Source organism: Macrococcus sp. S115 (genome assembly GCF_030067655.1).
Taxonomy (GTDB): domain Bacteria; phylum Bacillota; class Bacilli; order Staphylococcales; family Staphylococcaceae; genus Macrococcoides; species Macrococcoides psychrotolerans.
In genome coordinates this window covers 562,846-587,851 of sequence record NZ_JASJES010000001.1, presented here as the reverse complement: position 1 = coordinate 587,851, position 25,006 = coordinate 562,846, and the positions used below count along the sequence as shown (strand labels likewise).

Genomic DNA, 25,006 nt, shown 5'->3' with positions numbered 1-25,006 from the left:
TTGGAGAATTTTATCGTAATACTCAGTTTGGTACTTGCAGTTATCATTTCCACCGTGATTCATTTTTACATCCCTAAAGTTCCGCTCGCTTTTATCCAGATAGCTATAGGGATGCTCATTTTTTTAACACCTATCCCTCTCAATGTAGATTTTGAACCGGAACTCTTTCTAATTGGTATTATCGCACCATTACTATTCCTCGAAGGTTACACTGTATCCAGGCTATATATGATTAAATATTTAAAACCGATTATATTGATGGCGCTAGGCCTTGTCTTCACAACTGTAATTGGTCTGGGATACATTACACATAGTATGATTCCATTTCTACCGATGGCTGCATGCTTTGCACTCGCTGCAATTATTTGTCCGACTGATGCGGTGGCAGTTCAGGCGATTGCACAAGATAAGAAACTCCCGCGTGGACTGATGACGATTCTTGAAGGAGAATCTTTACTGAATGATGCAGCGGGGATATTAAGTTTTAATATCGCGATTGTCGCTTTAACGACAGGTGTATTTAGTGTCACAGGTTCGATCACACAGTTCTTTATCTCTTCATTAGGTGGGTTAGTTGTGGGTCTGTTTATAGGATTAATCTTTGTACAGATTAGAATCCTTCTGGTTAGAAAAGGGTTTGAAAATGAATATATTTATATATTAATACAGCTCCTTACACCTTTTGTCATTTACATGGCTGCTGAAAGTATTCACGTTTCAGGTATTATTGCAGCTGTAGTTGGCGGAATCATCCATGGAATTGAACGAGATAGGTTATCTCAAGCGACGACACGTTTGCAACTTGGGTATAACAATACATGGGGATTACTCTCTACTGTTCTGAATGGCTTTGTCTTTACATTGCTAGGGTATTTAATCCCTCAAGTTACACTTTCGCTGACTGAACATGATGAAAAAAGTATTTTTTCAACAATGATATACACGCTTGTAATCGCATTACTTGTTTATGTTTTTAGGTTTATATGGGTATTTGTACTCTATAATAAGTTTTATATTCCAGAAAGTCGTTTTGAAAAAGTGCTAAAGCATGAAGATATTGATAAATTTGATAAGAGACCCAATCGTTTTAAGTATGCGTTAATTGCTACTGTGTGTGGTGTGCATGGCACAATCTCTATGGCCATAGCATTGACGATACCAGTAGAAATCATGAACGGAGAGTATTTCAACTATCGCGATAACTTACTATTTATCACAGCAGGTGTGGTGGTCATTAGTTTAGTTGTTGCACAAATTTTCTTACCACTATTAACACCAAAAGCAGAAGATAATAGCGTAGATTCCCACCTTGATTTCAGAGAAGCATATATATTGATCAAAGAATTTGGAATGAAATATATTCATAAACAAACTACACCTGAAAACAGTATGATTGCCGGAAATCTCATACGTCAGTATACGATGCAGGTTGGATTTTATAGTGAGGTAAGTGACAGAGAGTATAATCCGAAAGAGTTTGATAGACTGCATGCGATTGCCCTTGAAACAGAAATGAAAACGCTTGATGAACTGGTAGAAAATGATGAGATTACACAGAGTGCATTCAACAACTACGTTCAATATATCGAAAGAACAAAGATATTCGCCTCGACAAGCTTCTTCAGAAGAATGGTGTTTTTAATTCGCATGCATGGTAAGCGCAAAGCATTTGAAAATAGATTGAATCAGTCAAGTTCGCTCTCGCTAAAAAATAGTCTGTTAGAAATTCAAAAAATTGCATCACGTGTACACTATAACGTTGTGCAACGATTGTCCGAAGAAATAAGTAGAGAGAATCGGATAGAAGTTGCGCTTGTGTCAGATAACTATTTGAATCGGGTAAATCAGATTAAGAGAAATGCCACGAATGAAACGATTGATGATGATGAAACGTTATTTGCGCTTGATGTATTAGCAGTCGAAAAAGATATGGTAGCAAGGCTCGTGAAAAAAGCTAAGATCAGTCGTGAAGTAGCAGTTGAGTTGAGACAAGCATTGAACTATGATGAAATGATGCTGTTGGATACGGAAGACTAGACAGACATTGATACCATTAACGAATAAGAAGGAAGCCTGAAAGAGTATCATTTCAGGCTTCCTTCTTATTCGTTCTAATAATAGTATCAAGCATTTAGGGGAGTTTTACCTTGGAAATCAACATATTCATATGCGAGATTTACAGCATCATCCGTTGGTGCTTCAACGTCTTCTAACGGATATTTAATACCAAGTGCTTCCCATTTATGAACACCAAGCTGGTGGTACGGGAGGATTTCGAACTTTTCAACATTTTCTAGACTATTGATGAACTGACCCAGCTTGATGAGATCATCTTTATCGTCAGTAACACCTGGCACTAACACGTGTCTAATCCATACGGGCTGTTTTCTATCTGATAACATACGGGCAAATTTTAGTATATGGGTATTGGGTTTTCCGGTTAAACTTAAATGTTTCTCATTATCGATATGTTTAATATCGAGCAGAAATAAATCAGTATGTTCCTGTACGGGATTAAAGTGATTCATAAATGCTGGCGTTTCATTAAAACATCCTGCTGATGTATCGATACAAGTATGGATACCTTCTGCCTTTAATTGTTTAAATAATTGTTCTATAAATGGTAACTGGAGCAGTGGCTCTCCGCCACTGATCGTTACGCCACCGCCTGATGCATTGAAGTAGGGGAGGTAAGGAACAATTTCTGCAACCATTTCTTCTGCTGTCACTTCACGTGATGGTGTACCAATCTCCCAAGTATCAGGATTGTGACAGAACTGACAACGCAGTAGGCATCCTTGCGTAAATAAGATGTAGCGTAACCCTGGTCCGTCAACTGTTCCTAAACTCTCGATTGAATGAATATGTCCTTTAATCATAATAATCCCCGTCCTTCATAATACTAATCATATATTATCATTACATTTTTTCGTGGAATGTTCTGGAAATAACGTCTAGTTGCTGTTCACGTGTTAATTTAATAAAGTTTACTGCATATCCTGATACACGGATTGTAAGCTGTGGATACTCTTCTGGATGCTCCATTGCATCGAGTAAAGTTTCTCTGTTGAACACGTTAATGTTTAAATGGTGACCATGCTGCATCGCATATCCATCTAATACTGCAACTAGGTTAGATTGCTGTGCATCGTCTTCTTTACCTAAAGATTTCGGTACGATAGAGAACGTATTAGAGATACCATCTTTACAGCAGTCATATGGTAATTTTGCTACTGATGATAATGATGCAAGTGCACCTTTAGTGTCACGACCATGCATTGGGTTCGCACCAGGCGCGAAAGGTTCTCCTGCTTTACGTCCGTCAGGTGTGTTACCTGTTTTCTTACCGTATACGACGTTTGAAGTGATTGTTAACACACTCATTGTATGCTCTGAATCACGATATGTTTTATGTTTGCGAAGTTTTGCCATAAATGATTCTACAAGTTCAACTGCAATATCATCAACACGTGGATCGTTGTTACCGTATTGAGGGAATTCACCTTCAGTTTCGAAGTCGACAACAAGTCCGTTTTCATCTCTGATTGTTTTTACTTTCGCGTATTTAATAGCTGATAATGAGTCAGCTGCAACTGAAAGACCAGCGATACCTGTAGCCATCGTACGAATGACCTCAGTATCATGTAACGCCATTTCAATTCTTTCGTAGCTGTATTTATCATGCATATAGTGAATAACATTCAATGAGTTAATATATACGCCAGCTAACCATTCCATCATTTGATCGAATTGTTTGTATACAGTGTCATAATCTAAGACTTCATCAGTAATCGGTGCAAAGTTTGGACCTACTTGAGCGCCAGACTTTTCATCAATCCCACCGTTAATAGCGTATAACAATGTTTTTGCTAAGTTCGCACGAGCGCCGAAGAACTGCATTTGTTTACCAATCTTCATCGCTGATACACAGCAGGCGATACCATAATCGTCACCGTAGCTCTCACGCATTAAATCATCGTTTTCGTATTGGATTGAGCTTGTTTTAATACTCATCTTAGCACAGTATTTCTTAAAGTTTTCAGGTAAACGCGTAGACCAAAGTACAGTTAAGTTTGGCTCTGGTGCTGGACCTAAGTTATCTAATGAATGTAAGAAGCGGAATGAACTTTTCGTTACAAGTGGACGGCCATCAATACCAACCCCACCGATAGACTCTGTTACCCAAGTTGGATCTCCAGAGAATAATTCATTGTAGTCTGGTGTACGTGCAAATTTAACTAAACGCAACTTCATAATGAAGTGGTCGATAATTTCCTGAACTTCCATCTCAGTGATGGTACCCGCTTTAAGATCACGCTCAGCGTAAATATCTAAGAATGTAGATACACGACCTAAACTCATTGCTGCACCATTTTGTTCTTTAATTGCAGCAAGGTATGCAAGGTAAGTCCATTGAACAGCTTCTTTGAAGGTCTCAGCTGGACGGCTTAAATCAAATCCGTATATTTCACCCAACTGTTTCAATTCGTTTAATGCACGGTACTGTTCAGATACTTCTTCACGTAAACGAATAATATCTTCGCTCATCACACTAGATAAGTTATGGAAATCTTTATGCTTTTCTTTCATTAAGAAATCCACACCGTATAAAGCGACGCGACGATAGTCACCGATAATACGGCCGCGACCGTAAGCATCTGGAAGACCAGTGATAACGCCGGCTTTACGGCAAGCTAACATTTCTTTAGAGTAAGCATCGAACACACCTTGGTTATGTGTCTTACGGTAATCTGTGAAGATACGTTCAGTTTCGGCATCTAACTCATAACCATACGACTCACAAGCTGCTTTCGTCATACGAATCCCACCGAACGGCTGCATTGAACGTTTGAAAGGTTTTTCAGTTTGAACACCAACGATTGTTTCTAGGTCTTTGTCTAAATATCCAGCATCATGAGAAGTAATGCTAGATACAACTTTAGTGTCCATATCCCACATACCACCACGTTCGCGTTCTTCTTTTGATAACTGCATCACTTGTTCCCAAAGTTTTTTCGTAGCTTCAGTAGGACCAGCCAAGAATTCATCTTTACCTTCAAAAAGTGTGTAGTTCAGTTGAATAAATTCACGCACATCAACGCGTTTGTTCCATTTACCTGATTTGAACCCTTCCCAAGCATTTGTTCTTTTTGTCTCTTCTTTAAACATATAAATCCCTCCAGAATTTTTTGTTCACCAATTCACAAACTTAGTATAACAAGGATTACGTGAAAAGTATCACAAAAGCATAAAAAAATTTAAAAAATGCAAAAACCCTTCATACCAGTACTTTAACTGTAATGATACAGAGGGTAAAAAAGAGATTATTATATATAACAGATTGAAAATTTTATTCTTATGATTCTAAAAAGTAGTTTTAAAAAATAAATACATGTACAATGATTGAGGTGATTACAATGAAAGAAATAACAAGCGAGGACCCGCTGATCGAGCAAATTGCATGGATACATGAGCAGATACCGAAATCCTATGATAGCCACTATGTAACGACTGAACTTGAAGTGAAACTCAGGACTGAATCTATACGATTGCTGATGAAATATAATCATGATCGCATCATTATAGTCGAAAAAGCACGATTATCAGCCTTTATCTGGTTTCATATTGGGGAGAAGACACATGTTAAGTCCTTATATGTCCATCCAGATGAACGCGGCAAAGGATATGCACATAGGCTTAAGCAATATGTAGAGAGATTATCATTAGCCGCAGATGTCCACTATATCTATGGACACGTTCATCCGGATAATCACGCTATGAGAAGACTTAACCACAAGCTTGGCTATAGGGCAGATGATAAATTGATGTATAAACATATTGAAATGCCATATGATTAGCACATTATACATCGATGAAAGAAAGATGGGTTTTAATCAAGGAATTATTTAAAAATGGCGTTTCAGACTTTGTTGAGTCTCGAAACGCCGTTTTTCTACGTTAGCCACCTCGGACTGTACTGCACTGATAAATATTATGCCATTCTTTAAACATCGGGCCCGTACTTCCACCTACAGGGTCGGTGTCAGGTAATGGTACAGTATTGATGATCTTGTTTACTTCATTTATATTCTCATAAGATGTCAATGTTTGTGCTGCTGTTGTATCTGGATATGCACCTACAATAGTAAAATCGTCACTTTGTTCTAATTTTTTATGACCGTAACCTGCTGGTAATAATAGAACATCACCTTGTGTAACTTCAATATTTTGGCCGTTCTCTCCACCGATTAATAGTGTGGCACGACCACTTTTTACCCCAAGGACTTCATGCTGGTTGGGATGGAAGTGATGATAATCAAATACACCATTGGTCCATATATTATGCCATGCATTATTTTTAAAGCGTGTTTCGAAATGACTTTCCTCTGTATTATATATAATTACCGGCAGAATCATATGGTTGGGTGTAGAAGGGGATGTGGGTGTGTGTAATATTTTATATTTCATAGGCTATACCTCCTTTTATATGTACTATACCCCTTGTAAAGGGTGTTAATACAATATATTTTATTATTATTATGATAGAATATAGATATATTGTGAAGGTGGGATTGTATTGAAATATGTAACAAGTGTACTGGCACTTACTCTAGTGCTGAGTGCATGTGGTAATAAAGAGACAGACTTAAAGCAGTCTGTAGAAAAGCTTGACGCAAAAAAGGCGGAGCTAACGAAAGAATATCATGCGATTAAAGAAAAAAATGATAAACTAGATGAAAAAATAAAAGCAAATGAAGATAAATTAAAAGAGATAGAAGAAAAAAATGAAGCCGAAATTAAAGAACAGATCGCAAAAGAAGAAGCGGCTAAAAAGCTAGAACAGGAAAAGCGTAAGACGAGAGCTAAGCTAAAGAAAGAAGAACGATTAAAGCAGCAGCAAAAAGTTAAGGAAATGTTAGCTGCTAAAACGATGCCGAACACTATAGAGACAACAACGCACGGCAAATCGACACTTGTGAAGTCGATTGATAATGTTAATCTATCGATACATGATAACGGTGTTGAGAGCAATGTTAAGCGTCTACAGATTTTTAAGATTACAAACATAGAAAATCAAAAGGTTATTTTTAAAGGCGCATCTTCCGGTTATACACTTCTTTATGAAGTCCATACGAAAAATAATAATCAGGCTCCTGTCTACTATAATAATACGAGCAAGCTTGTAGTTGGAAAGACTGTCATTTATTCTGATGCGACATCATTTATTCCTCAGGAATTACAAGAAGATTTCGTGAAGTCTGAAGAACGGGCGTACAATGAATATGGGCCAAAGGAGTCTACAGTGAGCTATAAATCGATTGCACTAGATGAAAAGACATATCAAGCTTTAACACAAGATGGAGGAAAACTCTATTTATTAGGTGGTACATCGACAAAGTCGAATAGTGAAGCACAATCAGAAATTGTATCAGAACCTTATACGATTTCCTGATGTTTTTCTTTTATAATTAAGGGAATAATAAATTAAATATATTAGAGGTGATATCATGCATGAAGAAAAGTTCGTATTAATGGAAGGCGAAACGATGACATTGACTGAAATTGCAAGTGAGTTAGAGCATATTACAGGCTATACAGCACTTGATACTTTTGGAGATATTGAACGTGTTGTTGCACAAAAGCCAAACTTTGAGCAAGATTTTGAAACGTATATAATCAATTATCAGTTTAACGAGTCTGAAGATGAAGTTGATGTAACTGTTACAACCCGAAAGGATGGCAGACAACATCTTAAGAAGGATAAAGTTAAGATTAGATTAATATCATATAAAACGAGATCATAAAGCCTTAGCATCTGTTAAGGCTTTTTATAAAGGAGAAGGTTATGAAGAAGTTGATACTTTTATCCATATTGTTTCTCACGGGATGCACGCAGCCAGCACAGTTTTATGATGGACAAGCTGATGTCCTATTTGATGCTGCACATGGACAGACTGCAGGTGAAGCAGATTGGGTGATTGACGGTGCTTTCTCTAGTTTCAATGATGTAATTCGTGATATGGATTATAAAACAGTGAGCACTGATTATGACACGACATTAACATATGAAAAATTAAAACAGTACAAAGCAGTCATTATACCTGAACCTAATATTCCCTTTAAAGTTGAAGAACAGGAGGCTATTCAACGTTTTGTCGGTGAAGGGGGGAGTATTATGATGATTGCTGACCATTATAATGCTGATCGAAATTTAAATCGATTTGACTCTTCAGAAATATTCAATGGGTATCGAAGAGGCGCATTTGATGATATTACAAAAGGATTATCACACGATGAAAAGCAATCAGAGCGTATGCAGAATGTGAAAGGTTCAGATTTTCTTTCAGATACATTTGGTGTACGTTTTAGATATAATGCCCTCAATAATGTCAGGATTGATGCAGATTCAGCATACGATGCTTTCGGTCTTCTGGATAATGTGCAAAGTATCAACATGCACGCAGGCAGTACAATAGCAATTACGAACCCTAAAATCGCAAAAGGAATTATCTACCCAGGCAAACTATCACAAAATGATCGCTGGCCGCACGCGGTTGACCAAGGGATATACACAAAAGGGGGTAAAGATGAAGGCGCCTTCGTAGCGATCAGTAAGTATAAAAAAGGAAAGGCTGTCTTTATCGGTGATTCTTCGATAGTAGAAGATGAAACACCAAAGTATGTACGTGAAGACAACGGTAATACGAAGAGAACGTACGATGGTATTGAAGAAGCGAGTCATAAAGTACTGCTCAAAAATTTGGTTACCTGGATTATGAAACCTGAAGCTTATACTACATTAGAAGGTAAAGTGACGTCAGATCAGAAGACGCCCCTATTAAGAATGGAAGTTCCACAGCAATCTAAGGAACCAAAACAAGAACCTTGGGGACAACCTGGCCACGGTTACAAGTGGTATGACCCTACTACTTTTGAACAGGGGAGTTTCGGTGCAGATTCAAATAAACGAGTAGAGAATAAGTCCGTTACAAAGAAATCTGAGCCACTTGAAATACAGGCGCCATCATCCGTTTATCCGGGAGACTATATCAAGATCGATATATATAGTCAAAAGCAGATGAAAGATGTTGCAATCGAACTCATAGATAGTGATGGAAGACAGGTTGGATTATTTAACGGTCGTCCACCAGGGAAATCTGATACATATAATATGAGCGCAAAAGATAATCGCTTTCATTGCTATTTTAATGGTAAGATTGCAAGAGAAGCAGTGCATTCAGTTACGATTAAAGTGTATGTGAAAGAACAGATGATACATAGTAAGCGTATAGACATAAATAGCTGAAAAGAGGTCGGACAGTGAAGCTTATAAAGTTGATTGTGAGTATTGGAATATGTTCATTAACATTTACTTGTAATGTTCAGGCAACTGAGAAACAGCCAAATAATAATGTACAGTTGCAGAACGCTAAAAAAGTAAAGACAAAACCGATAATTACCCAGAAGAAGACAGTTCAGACGAAAGCAATACCACCTTTTAAATCCAGACCTTATAAAGGACAGGTCATTAATGAAAATGTACTGGTTGTATTAATGGATTTTAGTAATGCGCCACACGGAAAGCTTACGCAGAAGGATACCGAAAACTATATAAAATCATATGATAAGAAATACTATAATGACCTGTTCTTTGGTAAGAATGTCACAGGTCCAGGAGGATACAAATATCATTCACTTAAATCCTATTATAATAGTGCATCAAGTGGCAGTCTGTCATTAACAGGACAAGTAGCGGGATGGTATCGTGCGAAACATCCGATTCAATATTACGGTGCTAACAATGATGCACGGGCTTCTGAGCTGGTTATGGAAGCAGCGGAAAAAGTTGCTAAAGACAAAAAGATTGATATGAAACGCTATGACAGATTTGATTATTATGACCTTGATAAAGACAAAAAAGTAAACGAACCCGATGGTATCATCGATAAGTTTGTTGTCGTATATAGTGGTATCGGTGAAAGTGAAGGTGGTGGGAAATTTGGACAGAATACGATCTGGGAACATGTTTCCGAAGTGCCATTCACTAAAGATAATAAGCCGTCAACGATTCCGGGAACCTATAGCAAGAATTCAAAGTTTCTAAAGAAACGACTAGCAATTGCAGAATATGGCATGATATCTGAAGACAGTACAGTAGGGACAGTGGCACATGAGTTTGGACATATGCTTGGACTACCTGATGAATATGACACAGCAAGTAGCTCGGTGAGTCATGCAGGTGAACCAGTTCGTTATTGGTCGCTTATGAGTTATGGCAAAGATGCCGGAAAGATTCCTGGATTGAACCCTGTCAGTATGAGCCCTTATGCTAAGATGCTTATTCAGAGAATCTACGGTGGTAACTGGATTCGTATCAATGAAGTAGATTATAAGCAGATTAATGCGAAGAAAAAGTATTATTTGCTGGATCAATCTGCTTATAAAGGACAGAACAATAACGTCATTAAAGTAAACTTGCCCCCGCTACAAAAGAAAGTAAAGGGTAAGCTAAAGAGCTATAAGCGCTATTATTTAATTGAGTGGAGGAATCATACAGGTTTAGATATCGGTTTATCGAGAATTAAAGATTCTTTTGGCATAAATAAATATGGTAAAGGAATGCTTGTGTGGTATGTGAATGAATATTATAAAGATAATAGTAATTTATCTAAACATTTTGGTGAAAGTTTGATTGGCGTAGTCGATGCGAGCCCTGGAAATATTCGTACTTCTGGTGGGTATATGCCGATGACAGATATACAAATTTTTGATGCGCCATTCAATACAAGATCTTTTGGGCAATACAATTCGAATAAAAACTATTTCTTCAAGAAGAAATCTACAGCACCAGTACTACTTTTTGATGACAGGAATTATTCGAAAAAAGCGATGTTAAATATGCAGGCCCCAGATAGTAGCCGTGTATTACCTCAACTTGGTATTAAAATTAAAGTTGAAGACCAAAATAAAGAAGGTACTGTCGGAAAGATCAGTATATATAAATAAGGGGTAATCGATGACATACTTTGAAACGGAACGTCTCATTTTTAGAAATTGGCATAACTCAGATCTTGCGCATTACATTGAACTGAATCGGAATTTTGAAGTGAGAAGATACTTCCCGGATATACTGAGTAAGGAAAGAAGTGAGCGTATCTTTGATATCATGTACAAAGAAATAGAGCGTGACAAACATGGTTTGTTTGCAGTGACTTTAAAAGATGGCACATTTATCGGTTTTATTGGGACGCTGTTTGCTGAATATGACGCTTCAATCCCACATAGTCCATTTTATGAAATTGGCTGGAGGATATTACCGCAGTTCACTGGTAATGGATATGCGACAGAAGGTGCACAAGGTCTGATAGATTACATGCGTATGCTAAAGATAGAAGATTTATATGCGTATACATCTGTAAATAATATAAAGAGTATCAATGTAATGAAGAAGTTAGGAATGAAGGATGTTACAGCATTTGTTCATCCGCACTATCCAGATGAACAAATATTATATAGGAGTGTAGTGAATGATCTTAATCAGTAGCTGTCTTGTAGGACATCCAGTGCGCTATGATGGCCGGAGTAAAACAAATGAAATTATTGCTAGATTAATAGATATGAAAGAGGCGATACATGCTTGTCCAGAAATGCTGGGTGGATTGACTGTTCCCCGTGCACCTGCTGAAATTGTAGGGGGAGATGGCGATGATTGTCTGGATGGAAAGGCGCGTGTGATAACGATTCATGGGACTGATGTCACTGCTGAATTTATCGCAGGGGCCAAGCAGACATTACAGTATTGTATAGATTACAATGTATCTACTGCTGTATTAAAAGCAGACAGTCCAAGTTGTGGTAGCGATCAAATCTACGATGGTTCATTTAACGGAAAGCTGAAAAGTGGGGACGGTGTAACTGCAGCTTTACTACGAAGACATGGTATTCATGTCATAAGTGAAGTTGAATTTGTTAATAATCTAGATGACACACTTTAGTTGAGTAGAATATGTTATGATATTTATTATTGAATGGGGTGAAACGAATGATAACGATTGAACAAGTGAAGGATAGTGCATCGATATCTTTAGAACAATACATGCTGCCAGCAAAACAGATGTTCTTCTCAGGACATCCACGTTACATATTATCCGTTCAAAGAGCAGATTATGCTGCTTTTATTATTAAGAAGGATAATGATGTCATCGGTGTCTTTGCTCTGGATAGAGGTGATATTCTAAATAAGATAGATGCCCCTAGTACAGCAATTTACCTGCGTGGGTTATCGATAGATTATAAATATCAGGGCAGTGGTATTCTAAAGGAAGTCCTGCCTTTGATAGAGACTTATATTAAATCGAACTATGCAGATGTGTGGGCGATTTATTTAATGGTTAATGTAAAGAATGATGCATACTACGCTTTTATCAAATGCGGCTTCATCGATCAGAAGATGATGGTACGCCAAGGATTTAGCCGTCTTAAAGTATTAAAGAAGATAATAAATAACGTCCCTGATTAATAATTCGGGGACGTTATTATTTGTTCAAGCGTTGTTTTGAATTTCGTTCTGTCAGAAGTAGTAAATTTGGCAGGACCTTTTATTCGCTTGTTCATCTTTCTGGATTCATGGTTGATAAATCGTGTGATCAGCAATGCATCAAGGTTGGATTTGGTATATATAAATCCAGTATGATGCATGACAAACGCTTTATTGATGACAATACTTGCTAATCCATAATCACCAGTTATGACAATGTCATCTTTGTCGACAAGAGATAATATTTTGTAGTCCGCACTATCGCTGGCAGTATCGACATATATCGACCTGACATCTGGACCATATATTTTTGATGAATGATGTGCATAGTCTTTTACAAGAATCACTTCAATGTGATATTTTGCAGCAATGTGTACTGTTTCATCAATCACAGGAGAGCTATCGGCATCGATGATGATTCTGTAGTTAACGTCTGCCAATTTTTTCGGCCATCTGTTTTCTGTGTCGTTCAAAAAGCTGTGCATTACTAAAGTCTTCATCATTAGGCATTTGTGCATTATGATAATTGTTCGGTTTATGTGGTTCTGTTAACAGATGTTTCTTTAAACCAAATAGAGAACGGTTTTGCTTTGGCGTTTTCACTTTATAGTTTTTGTATTTCTTTAACGCTTTAATTCTTAGTTTTTCGTTTTCTTCTTTTAGCTGGATCTCAGCTTTATGTCTTTCTTCAATTGATTTGTTGAGCTTCTTATCTAATTGATCGATTTCTTTCTTAACCTTCTTATCTTGTTTAGAAGTTACCGTTTGAGCTGCGTGGAAATTTCCTTTTTCTGCAAGCTTCATTTCTTTGATCAATCGTTTTTCTCGTGCTTTCTCGTTTTTTTCTTCATCACGTCTTCTTGATTCAATAGACTGTGACAATGTTTGACCTAATGTGTTAATCTGTTTTTGCTCAACTTTCTTCTGTTTCTTTTCTTCTTTCGCTTGCTGTACAAATGGTTTCATCTTTTTTTTGTAATGGAAGGCTTTTTTCTCATCTTTATATTTGTCTGCAATAAATGAAGATGTATTTACAGCACCTCTTTTAATAGTTGTTGTAGCGCCTTTTGCTTTTCTTGCGGCTGTTACTGTTTTATCCTTTGTAACGTCATAGGCTTTAACCGATAAGCCTGTCAGTTGTTGAACTTCTCTCTGCTCTTTCAGTTTATGACGCTCATTGATCAGAGGGACAAGAATGACTGCAGCAACGTTTACTGCTGTTTTAACTTTGTTTTTATTCATATGCAAGCTCCTTTGTATGTAGTTAATAGTATTATAGTATAGATACCCTATAATTAATAAAATTAACAAGAGAGTGGACAATTAATGTCCACTCTCTTGTTAAGATTTAAGATGCTCTATTTGATTGATTTAATAAGTCATATTGTCTGAAAGTTTCTTTGAAAGTTTTATAAGTAGTTGATATTCTTCGACCGAGAGATCACTGCTCATATACATATTGAGTGGTATGTCTTTAAGAGGTTCAATCAACTTCTTAGCTTTCTCTGTTAATATTACTTCAACTACACGTTCATCCGAAGACATTCTTCTTCTTTCGACAAGACCATTCGCTTCCATCTTCTTAACGATTGGCGTAATTGTACCAGATTGAAATGCTAACCGTTCTCCGAGCTGTAATACTGGGAGTACGTTATGTTCATCCAGAACCATTAATACGAGGTAATGCTGATAGCTTAAAGAATAGGATTTAAGCAATTCTCTATTATACTTCTTGATGATTTCTCTTTGGACAAGATATAGTTGATAGTCAAGAGTATCTTTGTTCATAATATTGACTCCTTCTATTCAACTTCTTGACTAAACTATAACATCAATTGTGAGAGAATGATAGTAAATTTCATAAAGATGAAAGAAGCAACCAATAAAAAAACAGCAGTGAATACTGCTGTTTAGATTCCCTTGCCGATACCGAATCCAAAATAAAGTACTGCAATAACAGCGACAAGAATGAGACGGTATATTGCAAATGGCATAAGTTTTACACGATTGATTAAACTTAGGAACAGACGAATAGATAATACCCCGAAAATAAATGCAGCGATAAAACCAACAATATAAAATAAAATCTGGTCGCTATGAATATATTGTATATTGCTCGCTAAACTTTTAGCACTTGCTGCAAACATGATAGGAACTGCCATGATAAATGTAAAATCACTTGCAGCTTTATGGTTCATCTTAAGCAGCACACCCGCTGAAATCGTTGATCCACTTCTTGAGAAACCTGGCCATAATGCAAGACATTGTGCAACCCCGATGATCAGCGCTTGCTTATAGGTCATTTCATCTACAGTCGTTGTATGTGTTACCTTCTTATTGAATAGGTCTGCTGCAATCATCAACAGCGCACCTAAAGCAAGTCCGATAAGCACAGTAGGGACACTGAAGAGATGTTTGTCAATAAAGTCATCGAACAATAGTCCCATAATTCCTGCAGGTATTAACCCGATAAATATATGAAGTAAATTAAGACGTGGACCCTCAGTCTTAGTTTTTTCTATATGGAGCACTTCCAGAAATCGATGTCTGAATATCCAGGCAGCAGCAAATATTGAGCCGAGCTGAATCACAATTTTAAATGTATTGGCCGATTCCTGGCTATTAAGTACGTACTTCGTCTGTAACCACATATCATCAACTAAGATCTGATGTCCTGTTGAAGAAACCGGCGCGAATTCTGTAAGTCCTTCTACAATCCCTAATATTAATGCTTTAACAAGCTCAAAAAAAGTCATGTGTTAACCACCTTTTAGTCATTATTTAATATTTCCATGAACACTTAAAAGATTATAGCATAAACGACACTTTTCCACACTTTTCATTTCTATGAAATATAAGCGGAAAAGTTTATATTTATAATAGATGCCGTTATAATGCTTTATAGGAGTGATAATGTGAAATTTTTAACAAAATTATCTTTTAACTATAGATGGGCCCACGTTATATTTTTTATATTAAGTATATTATTGAGTGTTATTATTGTATTGCAAAGTATACAAATTGGTAAGGTGGTTGATGCGGTACTTTATCAGCATAAGATAGATTTTACTTTTGTTCTGTTTACGATTTTTATCATTTTAATATCTAGAAGTAGTGTACAGATGGGACTGAAGGTAACTGGAAACACGCTCAGTATTAAGGTGAAACATCAACTCAGAGCGTTTTTAAGCAAGAAAAAAGATGATGCAGGCACTGTTATGAATAACATACAGCAAGGTATAGAGGGGATTCATCCATTCTTCAGTGACTATTTGCCACAAGTGTATCGTTCTACGTTTATTCCATGTTCAATTCTGGTATTTTTATGTTTCTTTCATTATCAGACTGCACTAATTATGTTAATTACAGCACCTTTTATTCCTATATTCTATATTATTATAGGTATTAATACTGAAAAAGAAGCGACACGTCAAATGCTGAGTCTCAATAGGTTCTCAAACTACTTTCTAAATGTTATGAAAGGTATAATGACGATTAAAACATTTGATTATGAAGAAAAAGCGCTGAAGCAAACAGCACAATATTCAGAACGTTACAAAGAACATACGATGAAAATTTTGAAGACAGCGTTTCTTTCTACCTTAATGCTGGAATTTATCTCGATGCTATCAATTGGTATCATTGCTTTAGAAATTGGACTGTCACTGCTAGTGTTTCATAGTGTAAGTTTTTATACGTCAGTCGTAGTGCTGATGCTTGCGCCGGAATTTTATAATGCGCTCAAGGATCTTGGTCTAGCATTTCATACAGGTAAAACAGCAGCGGGTTATGGAGAAATATTGAGTGAGCAAATGACAGAATCCGTGCCGCAAGTGGAGTATATCACTGAAGACATTATTCGTTTTACAAACGTTAAGACGCATTATGACAATAGTGAGTTTACTCTTGACATTCCAGAGCTTGATTTACCGCTTGATCATTATACGATCGCTGGTGCGAGTGGTTCTGGCAAATCAACATTCGCGAAATTACTGTGTAATAGGGTTCCTTTTGAAGGACAGATGTCGTTAAGTAATAAGTTACAGAATGAAGTTGTCTATTTATCTCAGTTTGATGCAATTCTTTCTGATAGTGTGATCAACAATATCACGATGTTCAATGATTACAACTTTGAACAAGTCGTGGCACTAGCGAAAAAATTTAGGCTTCATGAGCGATTTACAAGGATGCCTGATGGTTATGACACAGTTATTGGACCAGAAGGTGAACAGCTTTCTGGAGGAGAAACGAGAAGACTATCATTAATGCGTGTATTTTTGTATCCGAAAAAGCTGATTATTCTTGACGAACCAACGGCAATGCTGGATAAAGAAAGTCGAGATATCATACTCGGGGCAATTGAAGAATTAAAAGCGCATAGTTATATCATGATGATTGCCCATCATGAAGAAACGGTGAAGCAAAGTAAGCGACTGGTATACGTCCAGAATGGTCGTATTACACGTGTTTCAAATGAAGAAATGAGGTTGAATAATGATGAGATGGATGAATGAGTGGGTCAGTAAATCGATTATTTTATCAATTGTTATCGGTTTATTAGGAGCACTTACATCAATCGGAATGTTTAGTTTAAGTGGTCTCATGTTATCGAAGAGCGTATTGAATGTGCCGCTATATACTTTAATTGTCCTTGTCGCAACAATTAAATTGTTCGGTGTCGTACGCGCAATATGCAAATATTTTGAGCGTCTTATCTCTCATGACGCAACGTTTGAGATGCTTAAAGATATCAGGGTTAGGACTGTAGGTATACTGCTTGAAAATTTTGAGCATATACAGTCAGATTACAAATTGTCTGATGTGCTGAACCGTACTGTCAATAATATTGAAAAACTTCAGAATAAATTGTTGAGAGTGATCTATCCACCGATTATCGCACTATTAACAACATTAACTGTAATACTTGTATATATTCAGTATAGTATGTATGCCGTAATTGTGATTGCAATTGCCATGATGATAATGATTATTGTACTTCCTAATATATTCGCAAGACAGCTGGAAGTGGTTGTCCATAATAAATATGAATCGACTGCACAATATGAAAATAAGCTCATGGATTATCAGCTGCATTATGAGACAATTCAAATCTTTGATGAAAACCACCGTTTTGAGCAGCAGTTAAATAAACTGCAAGATCGTATGGAATCGAGCATAGCGAAAGAAAATAAAGTTATTACTTTGTATGATTTTCTGTTGAATGCGATATCTATGGCAGCAATATTCTCAACGATTACTGTCATGATTGTTGATCCTTCACTAAATGTGATGATGTACTTAAGTCTTGTGATGGTAACCATTACATTATTTGAAATGAGCATACCGATGGTGCATTATCCCTACCACAAAGCGGAATCGAATCGCGCAGAAGAAGAGATTTCTGAACTAACATATAATGATGTAGAAAAAATCAACCTCCCGTTTGAAGCGTTAGAATTGTGTGATGTATCTGTTAAGAAAAAAAAATTGATTCTAGATACAATCAATCTGAAGATGACAAAAGGTCAAAAGATAGGGATTGCTGGTCGTAGCGGTTCTGGGAAAACGACTTTGGCGCATACGATACTGGGCTTAAATCAGATAGAAGGAAATTATATGTTAAATGGAAATTCTATACAATTACCTGTCGATCTGCTGTCAATGTGGAATGTCGCGACACAGGATACGCATTTTATCGAAGGAACAATCTCTGATAATATGTTTTTATCTGTTGCAGATAAGGAATTAGAAGAACTGCTTCTTCATTTTAACTTGCCCTTTAAAGCCCAAAGTACCGTAGAAGCTTTCGGAAGTAATCTATCTGGAGGCGAAAAGAAACGACTACATTTTATAAGGATGATATTAAGAAATAAACCGTTATGGTTAATGGATGAACCATTTAATGGCGTAGATAACGAAAACATTGAAATTATGATGTCATACTTAAAACGAAATCAAATTACACTGATACTCATAAGTCATGATACTGAATTATTGAAAACGATGGATGAAATCTTAGTGATGGATGCAGGTAAGATTGTAGAAAGAGGAACATTTCAACAATTGTACAAAAATAAAACGACATTGTTTAATGCACTTTCAGAGGGGTAATAATTATATTAATATAATTAAAATGTAATTCTTTTGATATTATCATTAATAAATTATTATTTATATCAAATATTATGATAAAATAATAATAAATAATAATCAGGAGGATAAATTATTGAAAGTCGCATGGATTACAGATACTGCATCAGGATATAAGATTGGTGCTCATCAAGATATATTCGTCGTGCCAATGGGTGTGATATTAAATGATAAGCATTACCAGGATCAAGCAGAATTATCAGTGGAGGAATTCTACTCTTTACTTCAGGAATATGGAGATGGAGCGAAAACAACGCAACCTAATTTTCAGGCACTGCATGAAATTTATGAACATATTGAAAAGCTCGGTTATACGCATGTTATTGCGATACATCCTTCAAGCGAACTCACGGGATCGTTCCAGAATTCGGTGAAAGCAAGTCAAGAATCTTCACTAATCAGTGCAGTTATTGATTCAAGAATCGGTAGTTATCCGATGAAAGCAATGATTAATAAAGGGATGTCTTTATTTGAAGAAGGGTATTCTTTTGAAGAGGTCGTTGATAAGTTAACGTCTTATACAGAGGATACAGTCCTATTCTTACAACCGAAAAACTTAAGCCAGATGAAAAAAAGCGGACGTGTCTCTAAGACACAGAGCTTTATGGCAGGATTATTAAATATTCAGCTGATTCTTCAGTTTGAAGAAGGTAAAATCTACCCTATAGAAAAGGTGAGAACCAAGAAGAAAGTCATCGCGTTGATGAAAAAGTGTGTTGATGAGGCACTTAAAACTGCACAACCGAAAGAAATCTGTGTGGTTTACGCAGGTGATAGAAGCGAAGCAGATATTTATATCGAATGGTTAAAAGAAAAATACCCAGATATTCATATTACCAATGAATTACTTGTCCCAGTTGCTGGTGTTCATCTAGGTTATGGCACGGTAGGAATAGGCTGGATCAATGCATAGATAAAGAGGATTGGTGTAACCAATCCTCTTTTTTATGTTCAAATGATAGATTAATCGTTTGACAGATTATTAATAAGTTTGTTCAGGAGTGTACTATAGCATTTTCTCTCTTCCTCCGTGAATTGAGAGACTTCATTGATGATTTCAGTCACTTGATATAAATCATCCTTCATTGCAATACTTTTATCTGTTAAAGAGATGAACACTTCTCTTTGGTCTAGTTCTGAACGTGTACGAACAATTAAGTTGTTAGCTTCCATACGTTTTAGGAGTGGTGAAATTGTCCCGGTATCTAATGACAATTCGGTAACGAGCTTCTTAACATTTACTGGAGACTCATCCCATAAAATTGAGAGTACAAGATACTGGGGATAAGTGATATTATATTTCTTGAAAACTTTATTCGAATAATATCTATTTACTTGGCGGTGTGCATTATATAGATTGAAGCACAGCTGTTTATCTAATCTGAAGTTTTCTGACATTTATTTCCTCCTACTTTATGCGCAAAAATAAATGCGTTTGCTTTTTGCATATCTCTATATTTAGTATACTCTATAATAAATGAATCACCTAACGCATTCTTTTGTAATTTAATACAAAAAAGAACGATATTCAATGCTATTTACAATCTTTAAGTATGGGTGTTAAAGCGCCTTACTTATGTTTATTGTTTAATGGAAAAAATATATAATACTCTAAAAAAGGAAGGTTAAATTTATGTCTCAGAAGATGAAAATCATTATTCTTAGTGGGTTTTTAGGGAGTGGTAAGACAAGTTTATTACTCAATATATTAAAACATAATAAAGAAAACAACGATTCCAATATCGCAATATTAATGAACGAACTTGGTGGTTTTAATGTTGACTCTAAAATCATTGGAGAAGAAACGCCATATAACGAATTATTGAATGGCTGTATCTGCTGTGATTTGAAGCATGATGTCGCTGTGCAGATAAGCGATCTCTATCATCGACATCATCCGGACTATGTCATTATCGAGGCGACTGGTGTAGCACATCCTGTAGAGATTTATGATGCATGCACAGATCCAGTGCTTACACCGATTGCCGATGTATATAATATTACTACGATAGTAGATGCTAAGCGTTTTCTAGAAAGAAATAAATATACGGAATCTACAAGAAGACTGATGGAAGAACAGGTAAAATATGCTGATATTGTGATTGTAAATAAGGTGGATATGATAGAGGATGATGAACGTATAGAGGTAACACATCAGCTATTAAACATCAACGCACGTGCCACAATGACAGAAACATCATATAGCAAGATTGAATTCAACCTTTTAGAGCAAAAAGGGAATGAACAGCATGCGCATGTGCATATGCACCATGGAATATCATCTGTTGTGTATACGTTTGATGGACCGGTTGATTCACGTGCGTTCGTAAGTTGGTTGATGCAGTTACCGGACAGTGTTTTGCGTGTAAAAGGATTTATTAAGTTTAGAGAGAACAAAGAACAGACTGTACTGTTTCAGTATGCCTATGGAATTCCTCAATATGAAGAAGAGGCAATGAACCTACCACTTAAACTGGTCGTTATTGGTGAAGGACTGGATAAGCACAAAATTATGGATCAATTAGATCAACTGCAATTTAGTTAAGAAATGTGAATATTTTATCACATTTCTTATTTTTTTTTGCATTTTTATGATTGAAATTGAATGAGTTTGATTGACAATGAATGAAAACAATCATATTATGAAAGTGTTCACAAAGGAGGTCTTCTATGCTGACGATTGAAAGACACAATACGATATTAAGACTTTTAGAGATACATGAGATTGTTACGCTTCAAATGCTTATTGATGAGACGCATTGCAGTGAGTCTACAATAAGAAGAGATCTCTCTACATTAGAAAGTGAAGGTCAGCTGATTCGCATTCATGGAGGCGCAAAAAAGGTGACCGAAAAACATAGAGATGTCGCGCTGTCTGTGAAGTCTACGAAGAAAACGAAGGAAAAAGAGGAAATCGCAAAAATTGCTGCAGCACAAGTGCGGAATAATGACTGTATCTACCTGGATGCAGGCAGCAGCACATTGATGATGATTCCTTATCTGGATCAAGCACATATTACCATTGTAACGAACGGCCTGACACATGTGCCGCCACTTGTTGAGAAAGGTTATGAAGTTTATATGATTGGCGGTTATATTAAACCAGATACGCATGCAAGTATTGGTGTACAGGCGATAGAAAGTTTAAGGCAATTTCGCTTTGATAAAGTATTCATGGGTGCAAACGGTGTGCATTTGACACAAGGTATAACGACGCCCGATATCGAAGAAGCCTATATTAAGCGAAAAGCGATTGAAAAAGCTGAACAGATTTACTTTTTAGTTGATGACAGCAAGTTTGATGAAGTGACATTTGCGAAAGTGTCAGACTTACAAGAAGGCAGAACGATGTTAATTACGAATCGTGAGAATGACCTTCAGCACAAATATGGTAAATATTTAATATAGGAGGTAGTATATGATTTATACAATAACATTGAATCCATCTATCGATTATGTGATGTTTACGGATGGATTTGAAGCAGGCGCATTAAACCGTGCACATACGACTTATAAGTTTGCAGGTGGTAAAGGTATCAATGTTTCAAGAGTACTTAAGTCGCTGAACACAGAGTCCACCGTACTCGGTTTTCTAGGGGGATTTCCCGGGCAATTTATCGAGGATAAGTTGAAGGCGAGCGATATCCAGGTGGATTGTGTTCAAGTAGAGAGTGATACAAGGATCAATGTGAAATTGAAAGGCGCAAATGAAACAGAAATTAACGCACCAGGTCCTGATATTAATGAAGAAAATATTCAACAGCTAATGAACAAGCTTAAGGCGTTAACATCTGAAGACACTGTCGTAATTGCAGGTAGTATTCCTTCTTCGATGCCAGCTGATATTTATGCACAGATTGCAGAGCTTTGCCATGAACAACAGATTAAATTTGTTGTTGATGCAGAAAAAGCTTTATTAAACTCAGTGTTACCTTATAAACCAGTGTTTATTAAGCCAAATATTGTGGAATTAGAAGAAATGTTTAATACAACGTTGACAACAGATGATGCAATTTATGAAGCAGCGAAACGGTTATTGCATAAAGGTGCGCAGATGGTATTTGTTTCTATGGGTGGAGATGGTGCGATGTTAGTCACTGAAGAGCGATGCTTGAAGGCAACGGTACCGAAAGGACAAGTTGTAAATACTGTCGGCTCAGGAGATTCGACAGTAGCAGGTATGGTTGCCGGATTAACGAACGGATTATCATTAACGTCTGCATTTAGACAAGCGATTGCTTGTGGTACAGCGACAGCATTTACAGAAGACTTAGCAACGAATGAAGAAATTCAAGAGATAATAAACCAAATACAAATTGAAGAGCTTTAATAATTAGGAGGGAAAATAATGAGAATCACTGATTTGCTTACATTTGACACGATGGCAATGGATTTACAAGCGACAACGAAAGACGGTGTGATCGATGAGTTAGTCGATACATTATCAGCTGCTGGGATATTATCGGACAAAGCATCATTTAAAGAAGCGATACATGCACGTGAAGCACAGAGTACTACAGGTGTTGGTGAAGGGATTGCAATACCCCACGCGAAAAATGATGCGGTTAAGAAACCAGCCATAGCATTTGGTAAAGCGGTAGATGGCATCGATTACGATTCACTTGATGGGCAACCAGCGCGCTTATTCTTTATGATTGCAGCACCTGCAGGAGGTGCACAGACGCATCTTGAAGCTTTAGCGAAGTTATCAGGGATATTAATGAATGAAGATGTTAGAACTGAATTATTACACGCAAAGACAAAAGAAGAAGTTATTGAAACAATCAACTTACACGATGAAATTGAAAAAGATGAAGAAGTCGTTTTAGCACCTACTGGAGATGAGGATGATGATAATCTCGTGCTAGCTGTTACCGCATGTCCTACAGGAATCGCACATACGTATATGGCAGCAGATGCACTGAAGAATCAAGCTGTTAAGATGGGTGTGCCGATTAAAGTTGAGACAAATGGTTCAGGAGGCATTAAAAACAGATTAACAGAGGAAGAAATTAAAAAAGCAAAAGGTATTATCGTTGCAGCAGATGTGAATGTTGAAACAAATCGTTTCCATGGTAAGAATGTTGTGACAGTACCAGTAGCAGATGGCATTAAGCGTCCTGAAGAGCTGATTAATATGGCTTTAGATACATCAAGACCAGCATATACTGCAAAGGATGATAAAGGCACTACGAATTCAGGTGGAGAGCGTAAAGGATTTTATAAACACTTGATGAGCGGTGTATCTAATATGCTACCTTTCGTTGTTGCAGGTGGTATATTAATGGCCATTGCATTTATGTTTGGGATTACATCGTTCGATCCAACCAAATCAGATTACCATCCGTTTGCAGAAGCATTATGGGCGATTGGGAATAAGTCTGCATTCGCTTTAATGGTTCCGATATTAGCAGGTTTCATCGCAATGAGTATTGCAGACCGTCCTGGATTGGCACCAGGTATGGTTGGTGGTATGTTAGCTGTTATGGGAGGTTCAGGCTTCCTTGGTGGACTGATTGCCGGATTCTTAGCAGGTTATTTAGTAGAAGCGATTAAGAAAATGTTAAGTGGTATGCCACAAGCATTAGATGGATTAAAACCGACGCTATTATATCCACTGCTTGGTGTAACAAGCACGGGATTAATTATGTACTACATTATCAACCCACCAGCGAGCTGGTTAAATAAATTAATGGCAGATACCTTAAATAGTATGGATGGAACAAATATCGTATTGCTGGGCTTAGTATTAGGTGGTATGATGGCCATTGATATGGGTGGACCGTTCAATAAGGCATCATACGCATTTGGGTTTGCAGCAATTGAAGCGGGGAACTATGCACCGATTACTGCTGCGATGATAGGTGGAATGGTTCCACCATTAGCAATAGCGCTATCAATGATTTTATTTAAGAAAAAGTATACAAAGACACAACGTGGATCAATCGTTTCAAATATCGTAATGGGAGCATCATTTATTACTGAAGGTGCAATTCCGTTTGCAGCAGCAGACCCATTACGTGTCATCCCATCAATGATTGCAGGGAGTGCAACAGCTGGAGCACTTGCAATGGCATTCGGTTGTCGTGTCCCAGCACCACATGGTGGTATATTCGTAATTGGACTTGATAAAGCACACTGGCCAATGTTCTTACTTGCATTATTTATTGGTGTTGTCGTATCAGCAGTCATTTACGGTTTGATTAAGAAACACCCAGAAGAACTAGAAGTGAAATAAAGTGTAAATTATAACCTGCCGTACTAAAATAAAAGTTCGGCAGGTTTTTTATAAATATTTTCAATAGATTGACATATTAT

At 36.8% G+C, this 25,006-nt stretch carries 24 protein-coding genes; 16 read left to right on the top strand and 8 right to left on the bottom strand.

Features of this window, described 5'->3' with window-relative positions:
• Entirely contained in the window at window positions 1–2,037 is a 2,037-nt protein-coding gene (locus tag QNJ52_RS02950) for a cation:proton antiporter (protein WP_283721845.1), read from the top strand.
• A gap of 86 nt (window positions 2,038–2,123) precedes the next feature.
• On the opposite strand, the gene pflA is transcribed toward QNJ52_RS02950, so the two are convergent.
• Window positions 2,124–2,879, bottom strand: coding sequence for a pyruvate formate-lyase-activating protein (gene pflA, locus QNJ52_RS02945; RefSeq protein ID WP_283721844.1), 756 nt, complete (start codon window positions 2,877–2,879; stop codon window positions 2,124–2,126).
• A 40-nt stretch (window positions 2,880–2,919) separates the two neighbouring features.
• A complete protein-coding gene (pflB, locus tag QNJ52_RS02940) occupies window positions 2,920–5,169 on the bottom strand; it encodes a formate C-acetyltransferase (RefSeq protein ID WP_219493956.1) in 2,250 nt (749 codons plus the stop codon).
• A 248-nt stretch (window positions 5,170–5,417) separates the two neighbouring features.
• Between pflB and QNJ52_RS02935 the strand changes: the two genes are divergently transcribed.
• Window positions 5,418–5,858 carry a GNAT family N-acetyltransferase gene (locus QNJ52_RS02935; protein WP_219493957.1) on the top strand — a complete coding sequence of 147 codons (441 nt, stop codon included), beginning with the start codon at window positions 5,418–5,420 and terminating at the stop codon, window positions 5,856–5,858.
• Window positions 5,859–5,958: 100 nt separating this feature from the next.
• On the opposite strand, the gene QNJ52_RS02930 is transcribed toward QNJ52_RS02935, so the two are convergent.
• Complete coding sequence (locus QNJ52_RS02930; RefSeq protein WP_219493958.1) at window positions 5,959–6,468, bottom strand: cupin domain-containing protein; 510 nt, start codon at window positions 6,466–6,468, stop codon at window positions 5,959–5,961.
• Window positions 6,469–6,577: 109 nt separating this feature from the next.
• On the opposite strand from QNJ52_RS02930, the gene QNJ52_RS02925 reads away from it, so the two are divergent.
• Genes QNJ52_RS02925 through QNJ52_RS02895 form a run of 7 tightly spaced genes read left to right on the top strand, consistent with a single transcriptional unit; the run spans window position 6,578 to window position 12,520 of the window.
• Window positions 6,578–7,453 (top strand): hypothetical protein, encoded by an 876-nt coding sequence (locus QNJ52_RS02925; protein ID WP_283721843.1) that lies wholly within the window; start codon window positions 6,578–6,580, stop codon window positions 7,451–7,453.
• Window positions 7,454–7,508: 55 nt separating this feature from the next.
• On the top strand, window positions 7,509–7,805 hold the full coding sequence (locus QNJ52_RS02920; protein WP_219493961.1) for a hypothetical protein: 297 nt from the start codon (window positions 7,509–7,511) through the stop codon (window positions 7,803–7,805).
• Window positions 7,806–7,846: 41 nt separating this feature from the next.
• A complete protein-coding gene (locus tag QNJ52_RS02915; protein ID WP_283721842.1) occupies window positions 7,847–9,307 on the top strand; it encodes a DNA-binding protein in 1,461 nt (486 codons plus the stop codon).
• Between the two features lie 14 nt (window positions 9,308–9,321).
• Window positions 9,322–11,007, top strand: a complete 1,686-nt coding sequence (locus tag QNJ52_RS02910) for an immune inhibitor A domain-containing protein (protein ID WP_219493965.1) — start codon at window positions 9,322–9,324, stop codon at window positions 11,005–11,007.
• Between the two features lie 10 nt (window positions 11,008–11,017).
• Window positions 11,018–11,545 (top strand): GNAT family N-acetyltransferase, encoded by a 528-nt coding sequence (locus QNJ52_RS02905; protein WP_219493968.1) that lies wholly within the window; start codon window positions 11,018–11,020, stop codon window positions 11,543–11,545.
• Window positions 11,529–11,996: a 2-thiouracil desulfurase family protein gene (locus QNJ52_RS02900; protein WP_219493984.1), complete on the top strand. Its 468-nt coding sequence runs from the start codon at window positions 11,529–11,531 to the stop codon at window positions 11,994–11,996. Before QNJ52_RS02905 ends, QNJ52_RS02900 begins: the two co-directional genes overlap by 17 nt.
• Before the next feature lie 47 nt (window positions 11,997–12,043).
• Entirely contained in the window at window positions 12,044–12,520 is a 477-nt protein-coding gene (locus tag QNJ52_RS02895) for a GNAT family N-acetyltransferase (protein ID WP_120786668.1), read from the top strand.
• On the opposite strand, the gene QNJ52_RS02890 is transcribed toward QNJ52_RS02895, so the two are convergent.
• The 4 genes from QNJ52_RS02890 to QNJ52_RS02875 form a co-directional block, all read right to left on the bottom strand.
• Entirely contained in the window at window positions 12,517–12,978 is a 462-nt protein-coding gene (locus QNJ52_RS02890) for a DUF188 domain-containing protein (protein ID WP_283721841.1), read from the bottom strand. The two genes, QNJ52_RS02895 and QNJ52_RS02890, sit on opposite strands and share 4 nt — an antisense overlap.
• On the bottom strand, window positions 12,965–13,780 hold the full coding sequence (locus QNJ52_RS02885) for a hypothetical protein (RefSeq protein ID WP_283721840.1): 816 nt from the start codon (window positions 13,778–13,780) through the stop codon (window positions 12,965–12,967). The genes QNJ52_RS02890 and QNJ52_RS02885 overlap by 14 nt, the downstream gene beginning before the upstream one ends.
• A 129-nt stretch (window positions 13,781–13,909) precedes the next feature.
• Window positions 13,910–14,326: a MarR family winged helix-turn-helix transcriptional regulator gene (locus QNJ52_RS02880; protein ID WP_120786665.1), complete on the bottom strand. Its 417-nt coding sequence runs from the start codon at window positions 14,324–14,326 to the stop codon at window positions 13,910–13,912.
• A 122-nt stretch (window positions 14,327–14,448) separates the two neighbouring features.
• Window positions 14,449–15,294, bottom strand: a complete 846-nt coding sequence (locus QNJ52_RS02875) for an undecaprenyl-diphosphate phosphatase (RefSeq protein ID WP_012656354.1) — start codon at window positions 15,292–15,294, stop codon at window positions 14,449–14,451.
• A gap of 159 nt (window positions 15,295–15,453) precedes the next feature.
• On the opposite strand from QNJ52_RS02875, the gene QNJ52_RS02870 reads away from it, so the two are divergent.
• From QNJ52_RS02870 to QNJ52_RS02860, 3 genes are all read left to right on the top strand, one after another.
• Entirely contained in the window at window positions 15,454–17,052 is a 1,599-nt protein-coding gene (locus QNJ52_RS02870; protein ID WP_283721839.1) for an ABC transporter ATP-binding protein/permease, read from the top strand.
• Complete coding sequence (locus QNJ52_RS02865; protein WP_283721838.1) at window positions 17,033–18,649, top strand: amino acid ABC transporter ATP-binding/permease protein; 1,617 nt, start codon at window positions 17,033–17,035, stop codon at window positions 18,647–18,649. Before QNJ52_RS02870 ends, QNJ52_RS02865 begins: the two co-directional genes overlap by 20 nt.
• Window positions 18,650–18,764: 115 nt before the next feature.
• On the top strand, window positions 18,765–19,601 hold the full coding sequence (locus tag QNJ52_RS02860; RefSeq protein WP_219493991.1) for a DegV family protein: 837 nt from the start codon (window positions 18,765–18,767) through the stop codon (window positions 19,599–19,601).
• Window positions 19,602–19,651: 50 nt separating this feature from the next.
• Here QNJ52_RS02860 and QNJ52_RS02855 read toward each other — a convergent pair whose 3' ends face one another.
• A complete protein-coding gene (locus QNJ52_RS02855) occupies window positions 19,652–20,086 on the bottom strand; it encodes a MarR family winged helix-turn-helix transcriptional regulator (RefSeq protein ID WP_120786660.1) in 435 nt (144 codons plus the stop codon).
• Between the two features lie 235 nt (window positions 20,087–20,321).
• Here QNJ52_RS02855 and QNJ52_RS02850 point away from each other — a divergent pair, with 235 nt between their 5' ends.
• The 4 genes from QNJ52_RS02850 to QNJ52_RS02835 all read left to right on the top strand — a co-directional run bounded on the left by QNJ52_RS02850 (window position 20,322) and on the right by QNJ52_RS02835 (window position 24,926).
• Window positions 20,322–21,233, top strand: coding sequence for a CobW family GTP-binding protein (locus QNJ52_RS02850; protein ID WP_219493993.1), 912 nt, complete (start codon window positions 20,322–20,324; stop codon window positions 21,231–21,233).
• A 125-nt stretch (window positions 21,234–21,358) separates the two neighbouring features.
• On the top strand, window positions 21,359–22,096 hold the full coding sequence (locus tag QNJ52_RS02845) for a DeoR/GlpR family DNA-binding transcription regulator (RefSeq protein ID WP_219493995.1): 738 nt from the start codon (window positions 21,359–21,361) through the stop codon (window positions 22,094–22,096).
• Between the two features lie 10 nt (window positions 22,097–22,106).
• The gene (gene pfkB / locus QNJ52_RS02840) at window positions 22,107–23,018 is read left to right on the top strand and encodes a 1-phosphofructokinase (protein ID WP_219493997.1); all 912 of its coding nucleotides are present in this window, start codon (window positions 22,107–22,109) and stop codon (window positions 23,016–23,018) included.
• A gap of 18 nt (window positions 23,019–23,036) precedes the next feature.
• A complete protein-coding gene (locus QNJ52_RS02835) occupies window positions 23,037–24,926 on the top strand; it encodes a PTS fructose transporter subunit IIABC (RefSeq protein ID WP_219493999.1) in 1,890 nt (629 codons plus the stop codon).
• The last annotated feature ends 80 nt before the right edge of the window (window positions 24,927–25,006 follow it).